Below are 20,764 nucleotides of genomic sequence, written 5' to 3' on the forward strand. Positions count from 1 at the left end.
CTCGAGGGCTGCGGCTCGCTGCGCGCTTCCTTCGCTCGTGGAACTCACTCAGTCCAGTGCTGACGTCGCCTCGCACCGTCGAGCCATCGGCCCCTTTCGATGACCACCCAAACAGCCTCACTCCTCCCCAGCCTTCTGCGCTCCTCACGTCGCTTCGCTCGTTCCGGTGCTCGGCCCTCGCGCGGAGTCGGCGAGTGGCCGCTCACCCGCGAGGAGGTTCGCGGCCATCGCACCGCACGCGCCGGAGGGCCCAACCGAGGGTACGCGAACTGTCGGAGCAAGGACGGGCGCGACTTCAGTCGGGGGCTCCGGGAGCATTGGCGGCCGGAGATCAGGCGCTATTCTTCCGTCGCTTCCTCGGGCGGATCGGCGAACTGCGCGCCGCGGCGGAAAATGCCGGTCAGCGTACTGGCTTCCCGATTCGTCGGATGTGCACGGCTGATCAGCCGCCGGAACATCCGGGCAGCCTTCGGGCGCTTCTCCTCGGGATGGCCGTTGGATTCCAGAAAGGCCTCGAAATGATCGTAGAGGAGTTCGATCTCGGGCTCGCGCGCGCGATCGTGATCGGGATCGGGAAGCTGCGTGTCGTCCATCGCCAGCTCCCGGAGCTCGTACAGCGAGATGGTCGCGGCCTGCCCGAGATTGAGCACGGGATACTCCGCGCTGGCGGGGATCGAGCAGATCCGGTCGATGCGGGCGAGTTCCTCGTTCGTTAGCCCGTTGTCCTCCCGCCCGAAGACGAAGCAGACCGGAGCGTCGACGTCGGCGAGTTCGTCGGACAGCTCGACGGGCGTCGCGAACGGGTAGCGGACGTGGCTCGTCGCGTTCTCGTTCGTGGTCGCGGTGAAGCCGACCGTGTAGTAGGACTCGACGAGATCGTCGAAACTGGGGCGCTCGTGGTCGGGCAAGATGTCGTCTCGGGCCTGGCCGGCGAAGCCGTAGGCCTCACCGGCGGAATCGAGCTCCGGTGCGTCGATCAGGAGGAGCTCCTCGAAGCCGAAGTTCTTCATCGCCCGCGCGATGGTGCCGACGTTCCCCGGCGTCTGCGGATCGACGACGGCGACGGCGGGCGAGTCCCTGGCGACGCCGTCGGAGGGTTCGCTGGGCGCGTCCTCGGCCATGACTACTTCGTGGGGTAGTCCTGACCGAGGTCGACGTCGCGGACGTCGGTGCGTTCGGAGACCTCCCACTGCTCGGCGCGCTCTTCGGGACTCGGGACGGAGGGGTTCGGCACGTCGAGGGGATCGGTGTCGACGTGCTCGATGCCGTCGAAGGCCTCGGGTGCACGGTTCCCGTCCTCGAACCACTCGTAGAACTCGTCCTGGAACGCCTCGGTGCCCCGGTACTCCTTGCCGCCGGCCTCGCGATACCAGTACACGAGGTCGCGCTCGTGCTCGGGACAGACGATGACTTCCGCGGCAAGTTCGCCGTAGACCGCCTCGGCGACGTTGCACTCCGCGATGTTGTCGTCACCCTCGACCAGCCAGCAGGCGTCGCAGGGGGACGCCACCAGCTCGGCGAGGCGAACGACGCGCTCGCGCACGTCGTCGTCCATCTCATCGAGTGAAAGAAACTCGCCGTCCTCGTCGAAGACGGCGTCCTCGTCGAAGCGCCAGCCCCGGAGTCCCACACTCACCTTTGCCATGGCTGCAGATAGCTGCCGCGGGCGTATAGCGTCTGCGAAGGCGAGTGGCAGCAAGTCGGTGCCTTTCGTCGTCACCACCGGTGGTAGCCAATCTGGAGATGTACCACTGGAGATGGTGCCGGAATCGGGCTCCATTAAAGCCCGGCCGCCCACGCTCGGGTATGCGAAGCGTCGACGCCGCGGGGCTGGGAATCGGCGGGGACTATCCGCCCCGAATCATGGGCGTGTTGAACGTCAGCGAGGAATCGCCCTACGACCCCAGCGTCTTCGACGATCCCGGCGAGGCAGCCCAGTACGTCGACGAGGAACTAATCGGAGAGGGCGCCGACGTCGTCGACGTCGGGCTCGAGAGCGCGAACAAACGGTACGACGTCCTCACCGCCGAGGAGGAACTCGACCGGCTCGACACTGCCGTCGAGGCGATGCACTCGACCAGCGGCGACGCGATCTTCTCGATCGAGACGCGCTACGCCGACGTCGCCGAGGCGGCGATCGAGCGTGGCTTCGACGTGATCAACGACATCTGCGGGTTCGCCGATCCGGCGATGCCGGAGATCGCAGAGGAGTACGACGTCGCGGTCGCGAAGATGGCGAGCCCGCCGGATATCGAACGGCCCGGCGCGATCGACGACACCGACTGGTCCGAGCGGAAATCCACCGACTGGTTCGAGTCCTCCGACTACGTCGACCGCGTCTACGAGGCGCTCACACAGAACGGGCTCACCGACAAGACGATCGTGGATCCGGCCTTCGGCGGCTGGAGCGAGCGGAAAACCCTGCGACACGACCGGGAGACGTTCCGGCGCCTTCGAGAGTTTCGAGCGCTGGGCCAGCCGATCCTCGTCTCGATCAACCGGAAGAACTTCCTCCGGGCGATTGCCGGCCGTTCGACCGAGGAGGCGCTGCCAGTGAGCCTCGCGGCGACTGCGATGGCGATCGAGCGGGGAGCCGACGTGATCCGCACCCACGACGTCGCCGAGACGCGCGACGCTGCGCTGATCGCAGACGAGTTCGACGAGCCGGCTGCTGGCCGAGTCGTCGAGGACGACCTCACCGTCGAGTACGTCGACGTCCGGACGCGCCGCGAAGCAACTCGCCACGTCGAGGCGGCCGGCGGGGACGCGGACCTCGCTAGCGCCGCCGTTTCGGACCTGCTGGCGATCGACGGGCTCGATCCCACGAGCCGAGAACGGCTCCGCGAGCACGCGGAGGCGGTAGGTGCCGTCGTGACCGGCGATCGTCGGACGCTCGTCATCGGAACACGACAAGTAATGGTTACTTTATCGGGAGAACTCGATGCAAGCGGCGAGTTTGAACGTCTTTCATCGGCGATACAGTCCCTCCCTACCCTAAGAGAAAACTTATGATGGATGCCATGCAACGCTCGGATGCACGCCGGGAGGGCGCTCGGGTAGGGGTACACGATCGCCATTCCGGCCCGCGACAGCGGTTTCCTGCGAGAGCCACACCTCGGAGTGGCGACGCTCGACAGCCTTCCGAGCCTGCACCCGTGGTGAGCTAGCGATGGAGTTCCAGGAGTGGGAGCCATTCTACAAGGCGATCCTCGCGGATTTTGGCTTCGATCGAACTGCGGATGAGAGGGCTGGCGACTGGCTCGCCGACCACGTCGACGCCGTCGAACTCGAGGCGATCGGGATCGCTCCAGACAGCACGGTCGCGATCGCCGGTGCAGCACCGTCGCTCGACGCCGACCGACCGGTCGCCAGCGACGCCGACGCGGTCGTCGCTGCGTCCGACGCTGGCGTTCGTCTCGCAAGCGAGGGTATCGTACCAGACCTGATCGTCACCGACCTCGACGGCGACCCGGAGGGCACCCTCGCCCTCGCAGAGCAGGGCGTCCACGTCGCCGTCCACGCCCACGGGGACAATCGGGAGCTGCTGGAGGCGTACGTTCCTCAGTTCCCGCGACCGACGCTCCTCGGAACCACGCAGGCCGCACCCGTCGGCCCGCTCCACAACCACGGCGGGTTCACGGACGGCGACCGCGCAGCCTTCCTCGCCGACGCGATCGGGGCCGAGCGACTCACATTCCTGGGGTGGGATTTCGGGAGGGCCTCCGGCCCGAAAGCCCGGAAGCTCGCGTGGGCGGCTCGGCTGCTTCACTGGCTCGAACGACGCCGTTCAGAGCGCTTCGACGTTCTCGACGGTCGCCGCGAACTGCTCGATCTATCCGGGTTCCCCGACCCGTGAGATCACCAGGCAGTGCCACCAGTTGACACGGCCCCAGAATCACTATCTGTCGCGACCGAGCAGTGCCGCTATGCGCGAATGGACGGTACCACCTGCGCTTGAACGGGGCGACCGCGTCGCGATCGTCGCGCCTGCGGCAGGCCACGCGTCCCGGTACCCCCACGTCTACGAGCTGGGACTCGAACGGCTGCGGACAGTCTTCGACCTCGAACCCGTCGAGTATCCGACCGCGACGAAGGACAGCGAGTATCTCGCGTCACACCCCGAAGAGCGCGCGGCGGACGTCATGGACGCATTTCGCGATCCGAAGATCCGCGGCGTCGTGACGACGATCGGAGGCTCCGACCAGCTACGCATTCTGGATCATCTCGATCCAACAGTGCTCAGATCGAACCCGACTCGCTTCTTTGGCATCAGCGAAAACACCAATCTCTCGCTCTATCTCTGGAACCAGGGGATCGTGTCGTTCTACGGCGGGACCGTCATGACGACGCTCGCCATGCAGGGGTCGATGTGTGAGTACACCGTCACCCACCTCGAGAGAGCGTTTTTCGACGACGCCATCGGTGAGATCCAGCCAGCAGATGCGTTCACCGACGAGGATCTCGACTGGAACGATCCGGACACCCTCTCGCAGCGCCGAGCGTTCGAAGACGCCCTCGGCTGGCAGTGGGCCGGGACTGACACCCGCGCTGAGGGGCGGGTCTGGGGCGGCTGCCTCGAGGTGCTCGAACCGTTTCTTGGGGCTGATCGGTTCGTGCCGGATCTCGTCGATCTCGACGGATCCATCCTCCTGCTCGAGACGTCGGAGGAACTGCCGGCGGCCGAGGACGTCCGAATGGCGCTCCTGGCGATGGGAGAGCGAGGTATCCTCGATGCCGTCGACGGAGTCATCGTCGGACGAGCGAAGGCGAGATCCCCCAGCGTGTCGCGTGAGCGAGAGGAGCGACGTGCCTACCGCGAGCGACAGCGCGAAACGATCGAAACGGTCGTCACGGAGTACAACCCAGACGTTCCGATCGTCTTCGACCTCGACGTTGGCCACACGGCACCGGAAGTGCCCGTACCGATCGGTGGTCGTGCGGTGCTCGATCCCGAGTCGGGATCGGTCGCCTTTCCGGAGAGCTAGCAGGCGGACCATGCGACGATCCCGAACGGCGGCCCGCGCACCCGCCTCAACCGATTCGGGAACGGTGTTACGCGATGGGGAAGGTCGCCGCGGTTTCCGACGTAAAGCTGTGGCTGGCTGGCAGATCGGTTCAGCCACCAGGTGAGTGCGGTGGTCGAGCATGGCGGCCGAACTCTCCGGCAGACGAGTCGGCCATCGAAAATACCGCCGGAACGTAACTTGCTACTCCAGCGAATCGTCCCTGACGAGCACCGTCTCGCCAGCAGTCACGCTATCGCCCTTCTCGACGGCGAGATCGGCACGCTCCACGCCTGGCGGAAACAGGACGTCGACGCGGCTGCCGAAAGAGATGTGTCCGATCCGCTCACCTCGGTCGAGATCGTCCGCCGGTTCCACGTAAGGGTGGATCCGGCGTGCGAATGCACCGGCGATCAGCGTCACGGTGAGAGGCCCAGCGTCGGTGTTCAGATCGACTACCACGCGCTCGTTACGGTCGGACTCCTTGGAGAAGGCGGGCTTGTGCGCGCCCGGCTGGTGGTCGACGTCCGTGACGGTACCCGGAAGTGGCGACCGGTTCACGTGCACGTCGTGGACGTTCATGAACGTGCCAACGAGCAGGCGTGGCTCATTCACATCACCGTCGCCACGTGGTCCGTCCGACTCCTCGCGAATGACCGATACTGTTCCGTCGGCCGGTGCGATCACGCCGGATTCGGGCGTCGTTCGCTCGGGATCGCGGTGAAACCAGAGGGCACCGAGTCCGAGAAGCAGAAGGATGGCGGCCGGGACGGGGCCGATCAGGAGTGCCGGTGCGCTCATGGCGACGAGCACGGCGCCGTATCGGAGTCCCCCAGGCGCGATCTTCATCGGAGGAGTGTACGCGAAGCCGCCCCAAACCGGTTGCGGGTCGGACGCTACTGAAACCGCGATCAGCCTACGCGATATCGCGCTCGGACCGCACCGGCGCTCGCCACTCGCTGGTCCGTTCGAGCAGGTCGACGAGAATCCGACCGGTTGCACCCCACACGGTGTAGCCGTCGACGTGGAAGTAGTGGACGACGACCTCGCCGTACGTCGGGTGATCGCGTCGCTCGTACTCGTAGTTCTCGGGGTCGGTCAGCGCGGCGACCGAAAGGACGGCGATCTCGGAGGCCTCGACGCCGTCGGGCGTGTACTCCCGATCCACGATCGTTCCGACGAAGGGCGTCACGGCGTACTCGGTGACGGTCCGAATGTCGTCGAGCCGACCGATGACGCGCGCTTCCTCGGCCTCCAGCCCGATCTCCTCGTCGGCCTCCCGAAGCGCGGTCGCCTGGAGATCCGCGTCCGCTGGCTCTGCACCGCCACCCGGGAAGCTCATCTGCCCGGGATGCTCGCCGAGATCTTCTGATCGCTTGATGAACAGCAAAAAGTGGCCGTCGTCGCGCTCGATCACCGGCGCGAGAACGGCTGCGTCCCGCGGCTGATCCCCCACGAGGCGGGGGTCGCGTCCGATCACCGCGGACAGGTCCAGCCGCATGGAGAGCCGTATGCGAGCCAGGGTTTAGCGTTTGGCGTTCGGCACCGGCCGCGAGTCACAGCCAGGGAGGGTATCGAACAAGAGTGCCGATCACACCGCGCCCACACGAATCACGTGTCGAGTTCGTCGTCGAGGCGCTCGCGCTCGTCAGCGAGATCGACTGGCCCCCAGGACTCGACCTCGTAGCTGCGATCGAGGAGCGACTCGCAGGCAGACCGATCGCCGGCCTCGATCGCCGCGTCGACCTCCGCCTCGAAACGTTCGGCGACGGTCGCTGCGACGGCGTCGCGATCGACGTTGCGCCGGCCGACGTCGAGGATGTGGGGGAGGTCTTCGGCACCGTCTGGAAGCGTCGGGAAGGCAGACGGGCCGGGGACGAGCCGCCCGTCGTGGTCGATCAGGGCGTAGGCGTCGATCGCGTCGTCGATCGCTGAATCGACGGCGCCAGCAGAGAGCTCCTCTCCCCGGCGGAACGCCGTCTCCGAGCACGCGCGCTCCAGCTCCTCACGCTCGAGCGCGCCGAACGTATCGACCATCCCCGCGAGTTCGTCCGGCCCGAACATACCCGTTCGTCACAGTCACGCGGGATGAATCCAGCGCTCGGACCGGAGAGTGACCGGGGTGCCCGCCGTACCTGCGCACTAGACGTGAACGCGACCCCACTGCTTCCGTGGCTCGCACCACGAAACATTAGTACCACCGTCTCATTGTCACCGACGATGCGCCGTAATCGGTTCCGACCTGGCGACGACGCCGTTTCCCCAGTCGTCGGCGTCGTGTTGCTCGTCGGAATCGCGGTTCTTCTCACCGGCTCGATCGCCGTGTTCGTGCTCGGATTCGGCCCCGGTGAGCCAGCCCCCGAGACCGAGATTCAGTTCCACCAGGAAGACGGCAACGTCACGATCACGATGGTGGAGCCGGCGGGCGTTTCGGCGGATGAGATTAAAATTCAGCTCAATGGAAATAGGGCCTGTACCAAGAACGGCGGCTCCTGGTCCGGGGGGCTCGATCCCGCAGATTCGATCACTGTCCACGGTGGTTCGATCGGCAGCTGCTCAGCCGGATCGTCAGTCAGCCCTGACTCTGAAGTTCGCGTCATCTGGGAGTCCTCGAGTGGCGGTGGCTCCGAGATCCTCGGCAGCTACGAGACGAGCTGACCATCTGGTCGGCCACGACAGATATATGTGGGGCTCCGCTATCTCGGGCCGAGATGGAGCTACGCGCCCTGTCCCGCGACGACGACGCCATCTCGTCGGTCCTTGGCGTCGTGTTGATGGTCGCGGTAACGATCATCCTCGCCGCGGTCATCGGGACGTTCGTGCTGGGCATCGGGAGCGAGCTCACGGACTCCAGTCCATCGGCAAGCTGGGAGTTCAGCGAGAACGTGAACGCATCGGCGTCGAACAGCACTGTCACCATCCTCCACGCCAGTGGGGAGAAGGTCGACGCATCGACCCTCGAAGTGACGATTGGTGGCAAGACTGCCTACGCCGACGGCAATGAGAAGAACGGCTACTCGGTCAATGACGACAACTGGGGAGACCCAGTGACGGCGAGCGATAGGCTCGTCATCAAGGGGAACGATATGGACGGCAAGATGGTCCGCCTCTACTGGAGTAACGGTGACTCCTCGAGCATCCTCGCCGACGAGCGGCTCGGATAGGTGCCAGCCCGCGAATCGCTTCGGAGCGGGGCACGACCACCGGGCTCGGCACGAACGCTTTTTCCGCGCCTCGCCCAACGGACCAGAGAGCCCTCGTGTTCGACGATCCCGAACGGTTTCCCAGCGGCGTTCCGGTGGCGAGAGTCGTGCTCGTCGTCTGTATCGTGGTCGCCGGAGCGCTCGTGGTCGCAACGTACGCCGGCGTGCTGGCCGACCAGTATCGCGGCAGCCCGACGCCGCAGGCGAGCTTCGCATTCGACTACGACGACCGGACGGAGACGCTTACCGTACAACACCGCGCTGGTGACGAGATCGACGGCGAGTTCCTCTACGTCGTGGTCGACAACCGAACCGCAACCAACTTCTCCGCCTACGAGACCGTCACCTCCGGCGATTCGGTCGCGATTGCGGACGTGAGCCGGGGTGACGTCGTCCGCGTCGTCTGGTGGAGCGGCATTCGGTACTCGGAGCTGGCTCGTTGGGGAGGGCAGGGCGCACCAGCAGGCTAGCGCGGCCGCCGAGTACGGTCCGACGCCGTGGCGCTTTTGCACCCACCCGGGGAACGCAGCGTATGGACAGGCTGCAGGCGTCGTTGCGCGACGCACCGATCGTCGAGAAGGACGGCTACCACTACTTCGTCCACCCGGTGAGCGACGGCGTCCCCACGCTCGATCCCGCGCTCCTCCGGGAGATCACCGTCAAGATCGTCCGGAAGGCCGAGCTGGCGGACGTCGACAAGATCGTTACGCCCGCGGCGATGGGTATCCACATCTCCACGGCCCTCTCGCTGGCGACCGACGTCCCGCTCGTCGTCATCCGCAAACGAGAGTACGGGCTCGAGGGCGAGACCCCGCTCCACCAGGAGACAGGGTACGGCGAGAGCCAGATGTTCGTCAACGACGTCCACGCCGACGAGCGCGTGGTCGTCATCGACGACGTGCTCTCGACGGGTGGCACGCTCTCGGCGGTGCTCGGCGCGCTGGAGGAGATCGGCGCGGAGGTCGTCGACACCGTCGCCGTCATCAAGAAGGTCGGCGGCGTGACAGAGCTGGACGACGACCAGGACGTGAAGACGCTCGTGAACGTGGACGTCGTCGACGGCGAGGTCGTGATCGTCGACGAGAACGGCGACGGATAGCAGATCGCCGATCCGGGAATCAGTGGGATCCCGGAATCGGACCGTCACTCCTCGTTCTGCGGGCTGCTCGGATGGTACTCCGTATCGTACTCGCCCGCGTCGCCGTCGAGACGGTCCGGATTGATCCGACCGCCAAGCAGCATGAAGTCGAGGATCGTGCAGTAGAACAGTGCCTCGACGACGGGGACGGCGCGGGGCGGCAGCGATGGGTCGTGCCGGCCGGTGACCTGGATCGTCTTCTCCTCGCCAGTCTCCCAGTCGACGGTCGTCTGCTCTTTGGGAATCGAGACGGGCGCGTGCCAGGAAATCTCGCCATAGATCGGCTCGCCGGTGGTGATGCCACCCTGGAGCCCGCCGTGATCGTTGCCAACGGGAACCGGATCGCCCTCCCCGGCGACGACCTCGTCGCCGCGCACGCCGTCGCCGGAGACGCCCGATGCGTCGCCGTCCGGATCGTAGGCCTCCCAGCCCTCGTTGCGATCGTGGCCCTTCACCGAGCGGGCCGCCTTCCCGAGGCCGTACTCGAAGGACGTCGTCGCGGGGATCGAGAACACCATCTGCCCGAGTCGGGCAGCGAAGCTGTCGAAGCGCGGGGAACCGAGCCCGCGCGGGACGCCGCGGCACTCGAAGTAGACGGAGCCACCGACGGAGTCGCCGTGCTGTTGGACCTCCTCGAGGTGGTCGCGCATCTCCTCGGCGGTCTCGGGATCCGCACAGCGGACTTCGTTTTCCTCCGTATGTTCGAGTATCTCCTCCCAGGTGACCGGCGGGGCCTCTATTCCATCGATCTGGTTGACGTGGGCCTTCACAGTCACGTCGTAGTCGGACTGGTCGAGCACCGCCTTCGCGATCGCGCCGGCGGCGACCCAGTTGACGGTCTCCCGGGCGGAGGAGCGCCCGCCACCGCCCCAGTTCCTCGTACCGAACTTGGCCGAGTACGTGTAGTCGCCGTGGGAGGGCCGGGGCGCCGTGACGAACGGCTCGTACTTGCCCGAGCGCGCGTCCTTGTTCTGGATAACCAGCCCGATCGGCGTCCCCGTGGTGTACCCCTCCAGCGTCCCGGAGTTGATCGTGACCTCGTCGGGCTCGCCGCGGCTGGTCGTGATCATCGACTGGCCAGGCTTGCGCCGGTCGAGTTCGCGCTGGATTCGCTCTTCGTCGATCTCGACGCCAGCGGGACAGCCCGAGACGGTGCAGCCCATCGCCTCGCCGTGGCTCTCGCCGTAGGTGGTCACCTGAAACAGGCGACCGAACGAGTTCCCGTTCATGTCGGTTCGATCGGGGGCGGGGGCATTTATCCTTTGTATTCGACCGGACGGCGGCGCGTCACGGCACACGTGACCGACCGGTTCACTGAGACGTTGCCGCAGGTCGGAGAGTTATCCCAGAGCCCGTCGATCACCACGTACTGATTCGCCGATGGTCACCACGCTCAAGAACACCGACTACGCACACGTTCGTGGGTTCAACTACCAGCCCAGCCACGCGAGCCACGGACTCGAGATCTGGGGCACCGACTTCCAGCCGAGCCTCATGCGGAAGGAGCTCTGGATCGGCACACAGCACTTCCCCGGCATGAACACGGTTCGTCTCTGGCTCTCACACGACGCCTATCTCCGCTTCCCCGACCGGATGCCCGAGCGCGTCGGCGAGGTGCTCGACATGGGCGCCGACTACGACGTCGAGTTCATCGTCACGTTGTTCAACGGCTGGAGCAGCTATCCGCAACTCGGCGGGCTCCATCCCCAGTCGCTCCGGGAGTGGTCCGATGGGGCGCTGTACCGGGAGGCGTTCGAGCCCTACGTCGACAGGATCCTCGGCGAGTACGCAGACCACGAGCACGTCCTGTTGTGGGACCTCTGTAACGAACCACTGCTCTCCGTGCAGAATCGCGACGGCCTGGCCGATCTCGAGGTCGACCGATCGCTCGTCGTCTACCGGTTCCTCGAGCAGGTCTACGAGCAGGTGCTCTCACACGACCCGACCGCGCCGACGACCGTCGGCACGATGGGGAACCCCGTCGCCGTCGAGCTGTTCGAGCCGATCGCCGAGGTGCTCTCGACGCATCCCTACTACGCCTGGAACCGGGGCGACACGCCGGAGGGCCTCGGGGAGACGCTCGACGAGATCGTCGGCTTCGCGAACGCCGTCGAGAAGCCCCTGCTCGCTACGGAGACTGGATGGGGCGCACTCGACGACGAGAAGCGCGCGAAGATCCTCGACGTCGAACTCTCCGCACTCGACGACCGAAATATCGGCTTCACCGCCCACCTGCTCCACAACACGCTGGTCGCCGACGGTCACCGCGAAGGGTACGGGCCGATCTACGACGCCGGGAACATGTCCTTCGTCGATCGGGACGGCTCGCTTCGCTCACATCACGGCGTGTTCAACGACTACTGCTGAACCGCGACCAGCCTCGCCACCCGTGGCGTCGATCGGATCGCCGAAAGCGGAACGCCCAAGCGGCGGCCACGGTTCGGGCCGAACAGACGCACGCCGCCGACACCGACGTTCCATGAACACGACGACCCGCCGGACCATCGGCCGGTACGACGCCCTACTACTGGCCTCGCTGCTCTGGTTTCTCGCGAAGCTGTTGCGCTACGCCTTCCCGCCGCTCCTCGAGACGCTGGGAGCGGAGTACGACGTCTCGACGGCAGCGCTCGGGTCAGCGTTCACCGCGTTCATGCTGGTTTACGCTGCGGTGCAGTTCCCCTCCGGCGTGCTCGCGGATCGGATCGGTCCCGTCCGCGTGCTCGTTGCCGGCGCCCTCATTGCGGCGGTCGGAGCGTTCGCGGTCGTCGTCTCGGGGCCGTTTCTCGCACTCGTCGGCGCGATGATCTTCCTCGGGCTGGGCACCGGCGCGCACAAAACCGTCGCAATCGGGCTGCTCACCAGAGTCTACCCCGCCCGGAGCGGGCGGGCGCTCGGCGTTCACGACACCTTCGGGACGTTCGGCGGCGTTCTGGCGCCCGCGATCGTCGCCATGCTGCTCGCCTCGAGCGTCGGAGATTGGCGCGCGCTCTTTCTCGTCGGGGGCGGCGTCGCCGTCCTGCTTGCGGGAGCCACCGCGGTCCGGGTCCCACGGCATCTCCACGGAGCCGACAGCGCGGCTGGCGATCCCTCGGACGACCATCCTTCCGACGGGACGAGCACCGAACCCGCCGACGGAACCGCTCATGGACCTGGGCTCGCCGCCTACGCCGCGCCGTTCCGCGATCCCGGCGTCGCCGGCTTCGTCGCGCTGACGCTCTGCTTTTCCTTCGCCTACAGCGGCGTCGTCGCCTTCCTTCCCCTCTATCTGGCCCGCGTGGCCGGCGCGTCGACGACGACCGCGAGCCTGCTCTACGGACTGCTCTTCGCCGTCAGCGTCGTCCAGCTTGGAACCGGCGAGCTCAGCGATCGGGTCGGGCGGCTCTCGGTGATCCTGGCGACGATCGGACTCGCGACGGTGGCGCTCGTGGCACTCGTTCTGGTCCCCGACGTCGGCCCGGAGATCGCTGGGGTTCCGATGGGTACGGCCGTCGTGGTCGCTGCGTTCGGAATCGGGAGTCACGGCTTCCGGCCGGTCAGAGCGGCTCACCTCGAATCGATCCTGCCCGAAGCGCTGGCCGGCGGCGGTCTCGGCGCAGTCCGCACAGCGCTGATGGGCGCCGCAGCAGTCTCACCGGCCGTCGTCGGTATCGTCGCCGACAGTGCGAGCTTCCGAGCGGCCTTCGCCCTGCTGCTCGTCGCGCTGGCCGCTGCGTTGGTACTGGCCGCTTCTCTGTGGAGAAGTGATCGATAAAGACGGGTGGCGAGGTAGCGATCTACGCGCCGTCGCCGAGAATCGCACCGACGTCGGCGTGATCGCCGAGCAGCCCCTGCATCCGCTTGACGGCCTCGGGATCGCGCGTCCGGCCGCCACTGACGACTTCCTCCGCTCGATCGATCGTCGTGAGCGTATCCGTCTGTACGAGCACGATCGGGACGCCCTTCTCCTCGGCCGCGCCGACGACCGCGCTGGAGGGGCGGTGGCCGCCGGTCAGGATCAGGCAGTTGACGCCCGGTGCCTCGAGCGCGGCCGTCTGGACGTCCGAGCGGTCACCGCCGGTGATGACCGCCGCGTCGCGGGTCCGCCGGAAGTGCCGAAGTGCGGAGTCAGCGCCCATCGCACCGACGGAGAACCGCTCGACGTAGTCGTCCGTCGGGGCATTCGTCAGCACGCGCGCACCGAGTTCGTCGGCGAGGTCGCCGACGGTCACGCCCGCGAGCTCCTGCACGCGGGGGATCGCCCCCAGTACGGGGACGTCGCGTTCCTCGAGGAAGGGCACGGCGTCCTCTTCGAGCCCGTCGAACGCAGTGTCGTCGACGGCGTTGAACAGGACGCCGCGAAGGCGATCCTGGCCGACGGTGTCCACGGCAGCGAGCACGTCGTCGAGATCGCCGGGGTCGTCGTAGCCCGCGATGACGAGCACGTCGGCGTCGACGTACTCCGCGACGTCGGCGTCGGTCAGATCGACGATGCCACCCGTGGTGAGGGTGCCACCGCCCTCGAGGAACATCCGGTCGGCATCGGCGGCGAGGTTGCCAAAGTGCTCCTCGACCTGGGCGCGGAGATCCGCCGCATCGGCCTGCCCGCGCACCGCCTGCTCGACGAACGTCGGCGAGTAGACGACGGGCTCCATCTCGTGCATCTCGGCTTCGAAGTCCAGCAGCTCGCGGGCCAGCATCGGATCCTCGTCGAGGGTCTTGCCCACGCGGCTGCGCAGGCGGGTGCCCTTGGGTTTCATGTAGCCGACGGCCTCGTCGCGGTCGCGGGCGTGGAGCCCGAGCGCGATCGTGATCGCCGTCTTGCCGGTGCCGTCCGCGAGCGCCGTGACGAGTAGGGTGTCGTCGCTCATTGGTCTGTAGGGGAGGTGGTGTCCGTCGGGGCCGCCGGGGTCGCAGTGGAGTCGTCTGGCGATGCACTGGAGTCCGCCGTCGATCCAGGGGTGCCGGCTCTGGGCGTCTCATCGAGCCGGTCCGGATCGACGGTGAGTCGGACGTCGATCGCGCTCGCACCGTCGGGACCGGCGACGAGCGGATTCACGTCGAGTTCGAGGATCGCCGGGAACTCCCAGACCAGCTGGGAGAGGCGCTGGAGCGCCTCGACGACGGCGTCGACGTCGGCCGGCTCGCGGCCGCGGGCGCCCCGAAGCAGCGGTGCGGCCTTGATCTCGTCGACCATCGCACGGGCTTCGCGTTCGGAAATCGGCCCGACGCGCAGCGAGGTGTCCTCGAGCACCTCGACGAAGATGCCGCCGAGGCCGAACAGCAGCAGTGGCCCGAACTGCGGATCCCGGTTCGCGCCGATGATCGTCTCCGTCGCATCGTCGAGGTCGACCATCGCCTGGACCTGGACGCCGAGGACGTCCGCGTCGGGCTGGTAGTTGTGCGCTCGCGCGACGAGATCCCCGTAGGCGTCACGCACGTCCTCGTCGGCGACGCCGACCCGGACGCCCCCGATGTCGGACTTGTGAAGAATATCCGGGCTGACGATCTTCATTACGACGTCGCCCTCGATCGACTCGGCGATCCGCTCGGCGTCCGCCGGCGAATCGACGACCTCGCCAGCGGGCGTCGGGATCCCGTACGCGTCGAGCAGATCCATCGCCTCGACGCCCAGACGGTTGTCCGACCGCCCCTCGACGCGCCCGAGAATCTCGCGAGCACGCTCGCGGTCGACGTCCTCGAACGTCTCGGGGTCGGGGTAGGTGCGCTCGGAGATCTCGCGGTATCGCGAGAGCGCTTCGAGGCTGTCGACGGCGCGAGCGGGATCGAAGTAGTTCGGGATGCCGTGCTCGCGCAGAGCCGCGGCGCCGCGATCAGCGCTCTCCCCACCCATGAACGCGCCGACGACGGGTTTGTCGTACTCGGCCTGCAGTTCGCCGACGGCGTCGGCGAGCTCCTCGTAATCGAGGACGGCCGTCGGCGCCGCGAGGACGATCGCGGCCCCGACGCCCGAATCGTTCAGCGCGATATCCAGCGCGCCCCGGAACCGATCGACGTCCGCGTCGCCGATCACGTCGACGGGATTGTAGCCGGTCGCCTCCTCCGGCAGGAGTTCGGCGAAGGACTCCAGCGTCTGGTCGGTGAAGGAGGCCAGAGTGAGCGACGAGTCGCCGACGGCGTCCGTCGCCATCACGCCGGGGCCGCCGGCGTTCGTGACGACCGCCACGTCGTCCTCGGGCAGGGGCGGGAGCCCGGAGAGCGCTCGCGCGGCGTCGAACAGTTCCTGGACGGTGTCGACCCGGAGCACGCCGGCCTGGTCGAGTCCGGCCTCGTAGGCCGCCTCACTGCCAGCCATCGTCCCGGTGTGGGAGGAGGCAGCCTGGGCCCCGGCCTCCGTCCGGCCGGACTTGACGAGCACGATCGGCGTATCGTCGCTCGCCGCTCTGGCTGCCTCGATGAACTCCCGGCCGCGGTCGAAGCCCTCGAGGTAGCCGACGATGACGTCGGTGTCGTCGTCCTCGCCCCACGCCCGGACGAAATCCGTCTCGTCGAGGACTGCCTTGTTCCCCAGCGAGACGACGTCCTTGAATCCGATCTCCTGCTGGATGGCCCAGTCGAGGACGGCGGTGACGAACGCGCCCGACTGGCTCATAAAGGAGATCGACCCCGAGAGCGCGTTGTCGGGGCCGAAGGTGGCGTTCATCCCGACTGGGGTACTCATAATTCCGAGGCTGTTCGGCCCGACGACGTTGAGGTCGTACTCGTCGGCGACGGCCTGGAGCTCCTGCTCGCGCGTGGCACCCTCGCTGCCCGTCTCGCCGAAGCCAGCGGTGATCACCACGACGTTCTGAATTCCGACCTCCCCCGCGGATCGAACGGTGTCGATCGCGGCGTCGGGCGGAACCACGACGACGGCCAGGTCGACGCGTGGCGCCGACGCGAGGTCGTCGTAGCAGTCCAGACCGAGCACGGTCCCCCTGTAGGGATTCACGGCGACGATCTCTCCCCCGAAGTCCGCCTGGAGGTTCTCGACGATCGCCCGGCCGACGGAGCCCTCGCGGTCCGTCGCGCCGACGATGGCGATCGCCGACGGCGCGAACAGTTCCGATAGGCGTCCCATCAGTGATCGAAACTCGGTCGCGAGAGTGCTTAAATGCAGGGTGGAGCCCCACCGCGTGGGAACGGATCCGAGCCGCCGACGCCATCGATCGGTGGGTGCTCGTACTCCTACTGGCCGATCCGAAACCGCCGGCCAAATATGACCGCGATCACGTACAGCCCGATCGCGACGAGCACCATGCTCCCCGAGGCTGCCAGGTCGTTGGTGTAGGAGAACGTGATCCCGGAGACGGTCGAGAGCTGCGCGATCACGATCGCGATCAGAATCGACGATCGAAACGTGGGTGCGATCTGCCCCGCAGCGGCGACCGGGACGACGAGCATCGCGGCGACGAGGATGACGCCGAGAACCTGCATCGCACCGACGATCACGAGTGCCGCGAGCACGACCAGCAGGTAGTTCGTCCTGTCCACGTCCATTCGTGCGACCCGAGCGGCCCGTTCGTCGATCGTGCTGTAGAGGAGCTGCTTGTAGGAGGCCACGACGATACCGACGACCAGCACCGTCAGTCCGGCGAGGACGTAGACGTCGGTCCAGCTTAACCGAGTCACGCCGCCGAACAGGTACTGGTTGATGCTGACTGCGATGCCGCCACTGAGACTCACCAGCACAGTCCCGATCGCGAATCCGCCCGAGAGCACGATCGCCATCGAGACGTCGTTGTACACGTCAGCGTAATCGGCCATCGCCTGAATGAGCACCGCAGCAAGCGCTGCGACGACGAGCGCAGTCAGGAAGGGGAGGAACTCCTGGGAGTATCCGAGCGCCGACCGCGCGAAGAGCCCCGCAGCCACGCCGGCGAAGGCGACGTGGGCGAGCGTGTCGCCGATGAACGCCATCCGGCGGTGGACGAGGAACGATCCAACGAGCGGCGCGAGGATTCCAACGAGTAGACCGGCGAGCAGCGCACGCTGCATGAACTCGAAGCCGAGCATCTCCCGATAGACGCCGAGCACTGCCGGCGTCGCGGCGTCGACCACTACGGCCTGGAGCAGTCCGGTCATGCGTGATCGGGGCAGTGGTCGTGGTGGACGACCTGCTGGGCGGTGCCATAAGCGTCAGCGAGGACGTCGGCGCCGAAGCCGCTGGGATCGCCGTGGTAGTGTATCGTGCAGTTCACACACGCGACGGTGTCGGCGTGCTCGGTGACGACCCCGATGTCGTGCTCGATGAGGAGGATCGCGACGCCGTCCGCGGAGAGGCCGTTCAACAGGCTGTAGAACTCCTCGCGCGACTCGGCGTCGACGCCGACCGTCGGCTCGTCGAGTGCGAGGAGGTCCGCCTCTCCCGCCAGGGCGCGGGCGATGAACGCTCGCTGGCGTTGCCCACCGGAGAGCGACTGAATCCGCCGGTCCGCGAGCTCCGCCACGCCCGTGGTCTCCATCGCACGGTCGACGGCCTCGTGGTCCGCCGGACCGAATCGCCCGAAGCCTGCGTGGGGAAAGCGCCCGAGCCGAACGATCTCCTCGACGGTGATCGGCACCGAGCGGTCGTTGCTGGCAACGCCCTGCCCAACGAACCCGATTCTGTGGCCGTCGTCGAACGCGTGAGCGGGCTCGCCGAACAAGGTCGCCGTGCCGCTGTCGGGGCGACGCAGCCCGAGCGCGATCGAGAGCAAGGTGCTCTTGCCGGAGCCGTTCGGGCCGACGAGACCGAGAAACTCGCCGTCGTCGAGGGTCAGGGAGACGTTTTCGAGGACGTCGACCTCGGTGTAGCCGAAAGTGACGTTCGCGACGTCGAGTACCGTCATTGCCCACCGAGTGCAGTTCTGAGTGTGGGAAGATTGACCTCCCGCATGAGCTCGAGATAGCCAACCTCCTCCGTCGCCCACTCGTCGGTGACGCCGGAAATTGCCGTGACGTCGAGCACCGCTTCCGCCGAGGTGTCGGCAACGAGCTGCTCCGCGTGCTCGCGGGGTTCCAGCACCGGGTGCAGGACGTGCTCGATGTCGTGTTCCTGAATGAGATCCTCGGCCTCCCGGCGTGCGGCGGCGCTAACGCCCTCGTCGGGCGAGATCCCAGTCATTGCGTGGACGTCGAACCCGTAGGTCGACCCGAGGTAGCCGAAGGCGTTGTGTCCGGCGACGAGGACGGCCTCGCGCTGCGTGTCCGCGAGGGCGTTCTCGAACTCGTGGTGTAGCTCGTCGAGCTCCGCGAGGTAGGACTCCGTCCGGTCGTGATACTCGTCTTCGTTGTCGGGGTCGACTGCGACGTACCCGTCGCGGATGGTCTCGACAGCGTGCTTCGTCCTGCGCGGATCGAGCCAGAAGTGTGGGTCCATCTCACCGTGGTCGTGGTCCGTCTCCCCCTCCTGGTCGTGGCCCTCTCCTCCCTCGTGATCGTCTCCCGCATCGGATCCGTGGCTGTGTCCGTCGTGGTCGCTACTCTCTTCGTGATCGTGGGCAGTCTCGTGGTCTCCGAAGGGAATCAGTTCGATACCCTCGCGGGCGGCGACGGGCTGAACGTCCTCGCCGTCGGACTCGATCGTGTCGACCACGTCGTCGGCCCAGGGCTGGAACCCCTCCGCCATGTAAACGAACAGGTCGGCACCGTAGATATCGCTCTGCTGTCCAGCGGTGGGACCGTCCCAGCCGTGACCGTGCTGCCCGAATGGGACCACGCTGTCGACGTCGGCACTGTCGCCCTCGACCTGCCGAGCAAGGTCGTACAGCAGGTAGAAGGACGTTTGCGTGCCTGCGTTGCTGGACGAACCCAGACCGAGGTCGACGCATCCAGCGACGGCGCCCGTCGCAATCGTGCCGGTGATACCGAGGAGCTGTCGTCTCGTGGGCTGCATAGACGGTGATCGGTGTCGGGCCCACAAGAAAGTTATTATTCTGTAGACCCAGATTAATAATCCCTGCCAACAGAGTGGTAGACGATATTAAACGCGCCCTCTACCGCCAGCAACAGATCGAGAGCAGATACTGCTGACAGGCGAGCTGGTCACCGTTGCTATCGAAACTATCCGTGAGATCAGGCCCGCGTCTGAGTGGGCGAACGGAGAAGAAACAGGAAAGGAAGCAGGAGAGGAGACAGGAGAAGAAACGGAAGGAATTCGACGGCGAGAAGGGCAGAAACGAGGATGCCCGACGGAATCGCCTCAGACCGGCGTGAACTCGTAGCTGTAGACGTGGTTGAGGATGAGATAGGTCACCACGCCCAGCACGAGGCTGAGGATCCACGACGCCGCGGCGATCCGGCCGATCCGGGGGTGCAGCGACTCCCGAAGCTCCGCGGGCGTATGAGAGATGCCCAACAGAAAGGCGTACACGACGACCGGCATCGCGACTGCGGAGAGAATGATGTGGATCGCAAGCATGACGAAGTAGCCCAGCGCGATCGGATCTGGGACGGACTCGACGAGGCGTTTCTCGCCACCGCCCCCGACTTTCGGGAGGTAGAGCAGCAAGAAGAGGAGGATGAGCCCGAACGCCGCGGTCATCGATTTCGCGTGGGCGTCGATCTTGCCCTGCTTGACGTAGCGCCAGCCCGCGATCAGGCAGACGGTCGCCGCGAGATTGACGACGGCGATCGCGTGCCCGAGCAGATCGACGCCGTTCCGTCCGATGTTCGGGTAGACCGGAAACAGCCCCTCGAAGGTCCCGATCACTGCGACGTACCCGACGACGGTCAGCACGGCAGTCACCGCCGCAACGTTGTCCTTGAGCCACGACGGACCGTCGCCCAGCATCGGCGTCGACGATTCGGCCATTGGCGATAGATTGGGTGCCGCACAGTTGGCCGTTCCGCTTCGCGGAAACGGGACCCCCACAGCCACGGGGAACGATCGGCGAGAGATCGGAGACAGTTGGGCGACAAATCGGCGACGCACGCGATCGAATGGACGAAGCTGGCCGCCGATGCACCCCTCCGACCACGATCCATCATGGAAATCCCCGTTAAAGTGAAACGCGAGCCCCACGAAATCGGGGTATGAGCGTCGAGGGGGAGCAACGGACGATTCGCTGTCTCGTCGCGAAAGTGGGTCTCGACGGCCACGATCGTGGCGCGCACGTCATCGCGCGAGCATTCCGCGACGCCGGCTTCGAGGTCATCTACTCGGGTCTGCACAACGCCCCGGACGAGATCGTTCAGGCGGCGGTCCAGGAGGACGTCGACGTCCTCGGCATCTCGATTCTCTCGGGCGCGCACGGCACGCTCGTTCCGAAGGTCATCGAGGGGCTCGAGGAGTACGGCGCGATGGACGACACGCTGCTCATCGTCGGCGGCGTGATTCCCGATGACGACAAGGCGGAGCTCGAGGAGCTCGGCGTCGCCGAGGTGTTCGGCCCCGGGACGGAGCTGGAGACCACGATCGAGTTCGTACGCGAGAACGTCCGAGATCGACGATGACCGGGGAC

Annotated in this window: 22 protein-coding genes; 10 read left to right on the plus strand and 12 right to left on the minus strand. The window is 66.6% G+C overall.

Going from position 1 to position 20,764, the window contains the following annotated elements; genetic code table 11:
• Positions 1 to 338 precede the first annotated feature (338 nt).
• Both MXF70_RS14955 and MXF70_RS14960 read right to left on the minus strand, forming a co-directional pair.
• Positions 339 to 1,121 (minus strand): RNA methyltransferase, encoded by a 783-nt coding sequence (locus MXF70_RS14955; RefSeq protein WP_248516505.1) that lies wholly within the window; start codon positions 1,119 to 1,121, stop codon positions 339 to 341.
• 2 nt (positions 1,122 to 1,123) lie between these two features.
• A complete protein-coding gene (locus MXF70_RS14960; protein ID WP_248516506.1) occupies positions 1,124 to 1,645 on the minus strand; it encodes a DUF8114 family protein in 522 nt (173 codons plus the stop codon).
• 161 nt (positions 1,646 to 1,806) lie between these two features.
• On the opposite strand from MXF70_RS14960, the gene folP reads away from it, so the two are divergent.
• The 3 genes from folP to MXF70_RS14975 all read left to right on the plus strand — a co-directional run bounded on the left by folP (position 1,807) and on the right by MXF70_RS14975 (position 4,985).
• Positions 1,807 to 3,012: a dihydropteroate synthase gene (gene folP / locus MXF70_RS14965; protein ID WP_248516507.1), complete on the plus strand. Its 1,206-nt coding sequence runs from the start codon at positions 1,807 to 1,809 to the stop codon at positions 3,010 to 3,012.
• 157 nt (positions 3,013 to 3,169) lie between these two features.
• Positions 3,170 to 3,856 carry a 6-hydroxymethylpterin diphosphokinase MptE-like protein gene (locus tag MXF70_RS14970; RefSeq protein ID WP_248516508.1) on the plus strand — a complete coding sequence of 229 codons (687 nt, stop codon included), beginning with the start codon at positions 3,170 to 3,172 and terminating at the stop codon, positions 3,854 to 3,856.
• 70 nt (positions 3,857 to 3,926) lie between these two features.
• A complete protein-coding gene (locus MXF70_RS14975; protein ID WP_248516509.1) occupies positions 3,927 to 4,985 on the plus strand; it encodes a S66 family peptidase in 1,059 nt (352 codons plus the stop codon).
• A 222-nt stretch (positions 4,986 to 5,207) separates the two neighbouring features.
• Here the strand turns inward: MXF70_RS14975 and MXF70_RS14980 are convergent, their stop codons facing one another.
• The 3 genes from MXF70_RS14980 to MXF70_RS14990 form a co-directional block, all read right to left on the minus strand.
• Entirely contained in the window at positions 5,208 to 5,852 is a 645-nt protein-coding gene (locus MXF70_RS14980; RefSeq protein ID WP_248516510.1) for a protein sorting system archaetidylserine decarboxylase, read from the minus strand.
• Positions 5,853 to 5,919: 67 nt separating this feature from the next.
• Complete coding sequence (locus tag MXF70_RS14985; RefSeq protein ID WP_248516511.1) at positions 5,920 to 6,504, minus strand: NUDIX hydrolase; 585 nt, start codon at positions 6,502 to 6,504, stop codon at positions 5,920 to 5,922.
• Between the two features lie 110 nt (positions 6,505 to 6,614).
• Entirely contained in the window at positions 6,615 to 7,067 is a 453-nt protein-coding gene (locus MXF70_RS14990; RefSeq protein WP_248516512.1) for a DUF7109 family protein, read from the minus strand.
• A gap of 156 nt (positions 7,068 to 7,223) precedes the next feature.
• On the opposite strand from MXF70_RS14990, the gene MXF70_RS14995 reads away from it, so the two are divergent.
• The 4 genes from MXF70_RS14995 (at position 7,224) to hpt (ending at position 9,305) form a co-directional block, all read left to right on the plus strand.
• The gene (locus MXF70_RS14995; RefSeq protein WP_248516513.1) at positions 7,224 to 7,661 is read left to right on the plus strand and encodes a type IV pilin domain-containing protein; all 438 of its coding nucleotides are present in this window, start codon (positions 7,224 to 7,226) and stop codon (positions 7,659 to 7,661) included.
• Positions 7,662 to 7,714: 53 nt separating this feature from the next.
• The gene (locus tag MXF70_RS15000) at positions 7,715 to 8,167 is read left to right on the plus strand and encodes a type IV pilin domain-containing protein (RefSeq protein WP_248516514.1); all 453 of its coding nucleotides are present in this window, start codon (positions 7,715 to 7,717) and stop codon (positions 8,165 to 8,167) included.
• A 95-nt stretch (positions 8,168 to 8,262) separates the two neighbouring features.
• Positions 8,263 to 8,676 carry a type IV pilin domain-containing protein gene (locus MXF70_RS15005; RefSeq protein WP_248516515.1) on the plus strand — a complete coding sequence of 138 codons (414 nt, stop codon included), beginning with the start codon at positions 8,263 to 8,265 and terminating at the stop codon, positions 8,674 to 8,676.
• A 62-nt stretch (positions 8,677 to 8,738) separates the two neighbouring features.
• Complete coding sequence (gene hpt, locus MXF70_RS15010; protein WP_248516516.1) at positions 8,739 to 9,305, plus strand: hypoxanthine/guanine phosphoribosyltransferase; 567 nt, start codon at positions 8,739 to 8,741, stop codon at positions 9,303 to 9,305.
• 44 nt (positions 9,306 to 9,349) lie between these two features.
• Here the strand turns inward: hpt and aroC are convergent, their stop codons facing one another.
• Positions 9,350 to 10,573 carry a chorismate synthase gene (gene aroC / locus MXF70_RS15015; RefSeq protein ID WP_248516517.1) on the minus strand — a complete coding sequence of 408 codons (1,224 nt, stop codon included), beginning with the start codon at positions 10,571 to 10,573 and terminating at the stop codon, positions 9,350 to 9,352.
• 151 nt (positions 10,574 to 10,724) lie between these two features.
• Here aroC and MXF70_RS15020 point away from each other — a divergent pair, with 151 nt between their 5' ends.
• Together MXF70_RS15020 and MXF70_RS15025 are read left to right on the plus strand one after the other, a co-directional pair.
• Entirely contained in the window at positions 10,725 to 11,711 is a 987-nt protein-coding gene (locus MXF70_RS15020; RefSeq protein ID WP_248516518.1) for a cellulase family glycosylhydrolase, read from the plus strand.
• A 112-nt stretch (positions 11,712 to 11,823) separates the two neighbouring features.
• On the plus strand, positions 11,824 to 13,095 hold the full coding sequence (locus tag MXF70_RS15025) for an MFS transporter (RefSeq protein WP_248516519.1): 1,272 nt from the start codon (positions 11,824 to 11,826) through the stop codon (positions 13,093 to 13,095).
• A 22-nt stretch (positions 13,096 to 13,117) separates the two neighbouring features.
• On the opposite strand, the gene MXF70_RS15030 is transcribed toward MXF70_RS15025, so the two are convergent.
• The 6 genes from MXF70_RS15030 to MXF70_RS15055 all read right to left on the minus strand — a co-directional run bounded on the left by MXF70_RS15030 (position 13,118) and on the right by MXF70_RS15055 (position 20,115).
• Complete coding sequence (locus MXF70_RS15030) at positions 13,118 to 14,191, minus strand: phosphotransacetylase family protein (RefSeq protein WP_248516520.1); 1,074 nt, start codon at positions 14,189 to 14,191, stop codon at positions 13,118 to 13,120.
• Positions 14,188 to 16,401, minus strand: coding sequence for an acetate--CoA ligase family protein (locus MXF70_RS15035; RefSeq protein WP_248516521.1), 2,214 nt, complete (start codon positions 16,399 to 16,401; stop codon positions 14,188 to 14,190). Before MXF70_RS15035 ends, MXF70_RS15030 begins: the two co-directional genes overlap by 4 nt.
• Before the next feature lie 107 nt (positions 16,402 to 16,508).
• A complete protein-coding gene (locus MXF70_RS15040; RefSeq protein ID WP_248516522.1) occupies positions 16,509 to 17,405 on the minus strand; it encodes a metal ABC transporter permease in 897 nt (298 codons plus the stop codon).
• Positions 17,402 to 18,151 (minus strand): metal ABC transporter ATP-binding protein, encoded by a 750-nt coding sequence (locus MXF70_RS15045; RefSeq protein WP_248516523.1) that lies wholly within the window; start codon positions 18,149 to 18,151, stop codon positions 17,402 to 17,404. Before MXF70_RS15045 ends, MXF70_RS15040 begins: the two co-directional genes overlap by 4 nt.
• Positions 18,148 to 19,197 (minus strand): metal ABC transporter substrate-binding protein, encoded by a 1,050-nt coding sequence (locus MXF70_RS15050; protein ID WP_248516524.1) that lies wholly within the window; start codon positions 19,195 to 19,197, stop codon positions 18,148 to 18,150. Before MXF70_RS15050 ends, MXF70_RS15045 begins: the two co-directional genes overlap by 4 nt.
• Positions 19,198 to 19,503: 306 nt before the next feature.
• Positions 19,504 to 20,115, minus strand: coding sequence for a DUF420 domain-containing protein (locus MXF70_RS15055; RefSeq protein ID WP_259370370.1), 612 nt, complete (start codon positions 20,113 to 20,115; stop codon positions 19,504 to 19,506).
• Between the two features lie 221 nt (positions 20,116 to 20,336).
• On the opposite strand from MXF70_RS15055, the gene MXF70_RS15060 reads away from it, so the two are divergent.
• On the plus strand, positions 20,337 to 20,756 hold the full coding sequence (locus MXF70_RS15060; RefSeq protein ID WP_248516525.1) for a cobalamin B12-binding domain-containing protein: 420 nt from the start codon (positions 20,337 to 20,339) through the stop codon (positions 20,754 to 20,756).
• Positions 20,757 to 20,764: the final 8 nt, after the last annotated feature.

Origin of the sequence: Salinarchaeum laminariae (genome assembly GCF_023204835.1) — an archaeon.
Classification (GTDB): Archaea; Halobacteriota; Halobacteria; order Halobacteriales; family Salinarchaeaceae; genus Salinarchaeum; species Salinarchaeum laminariae.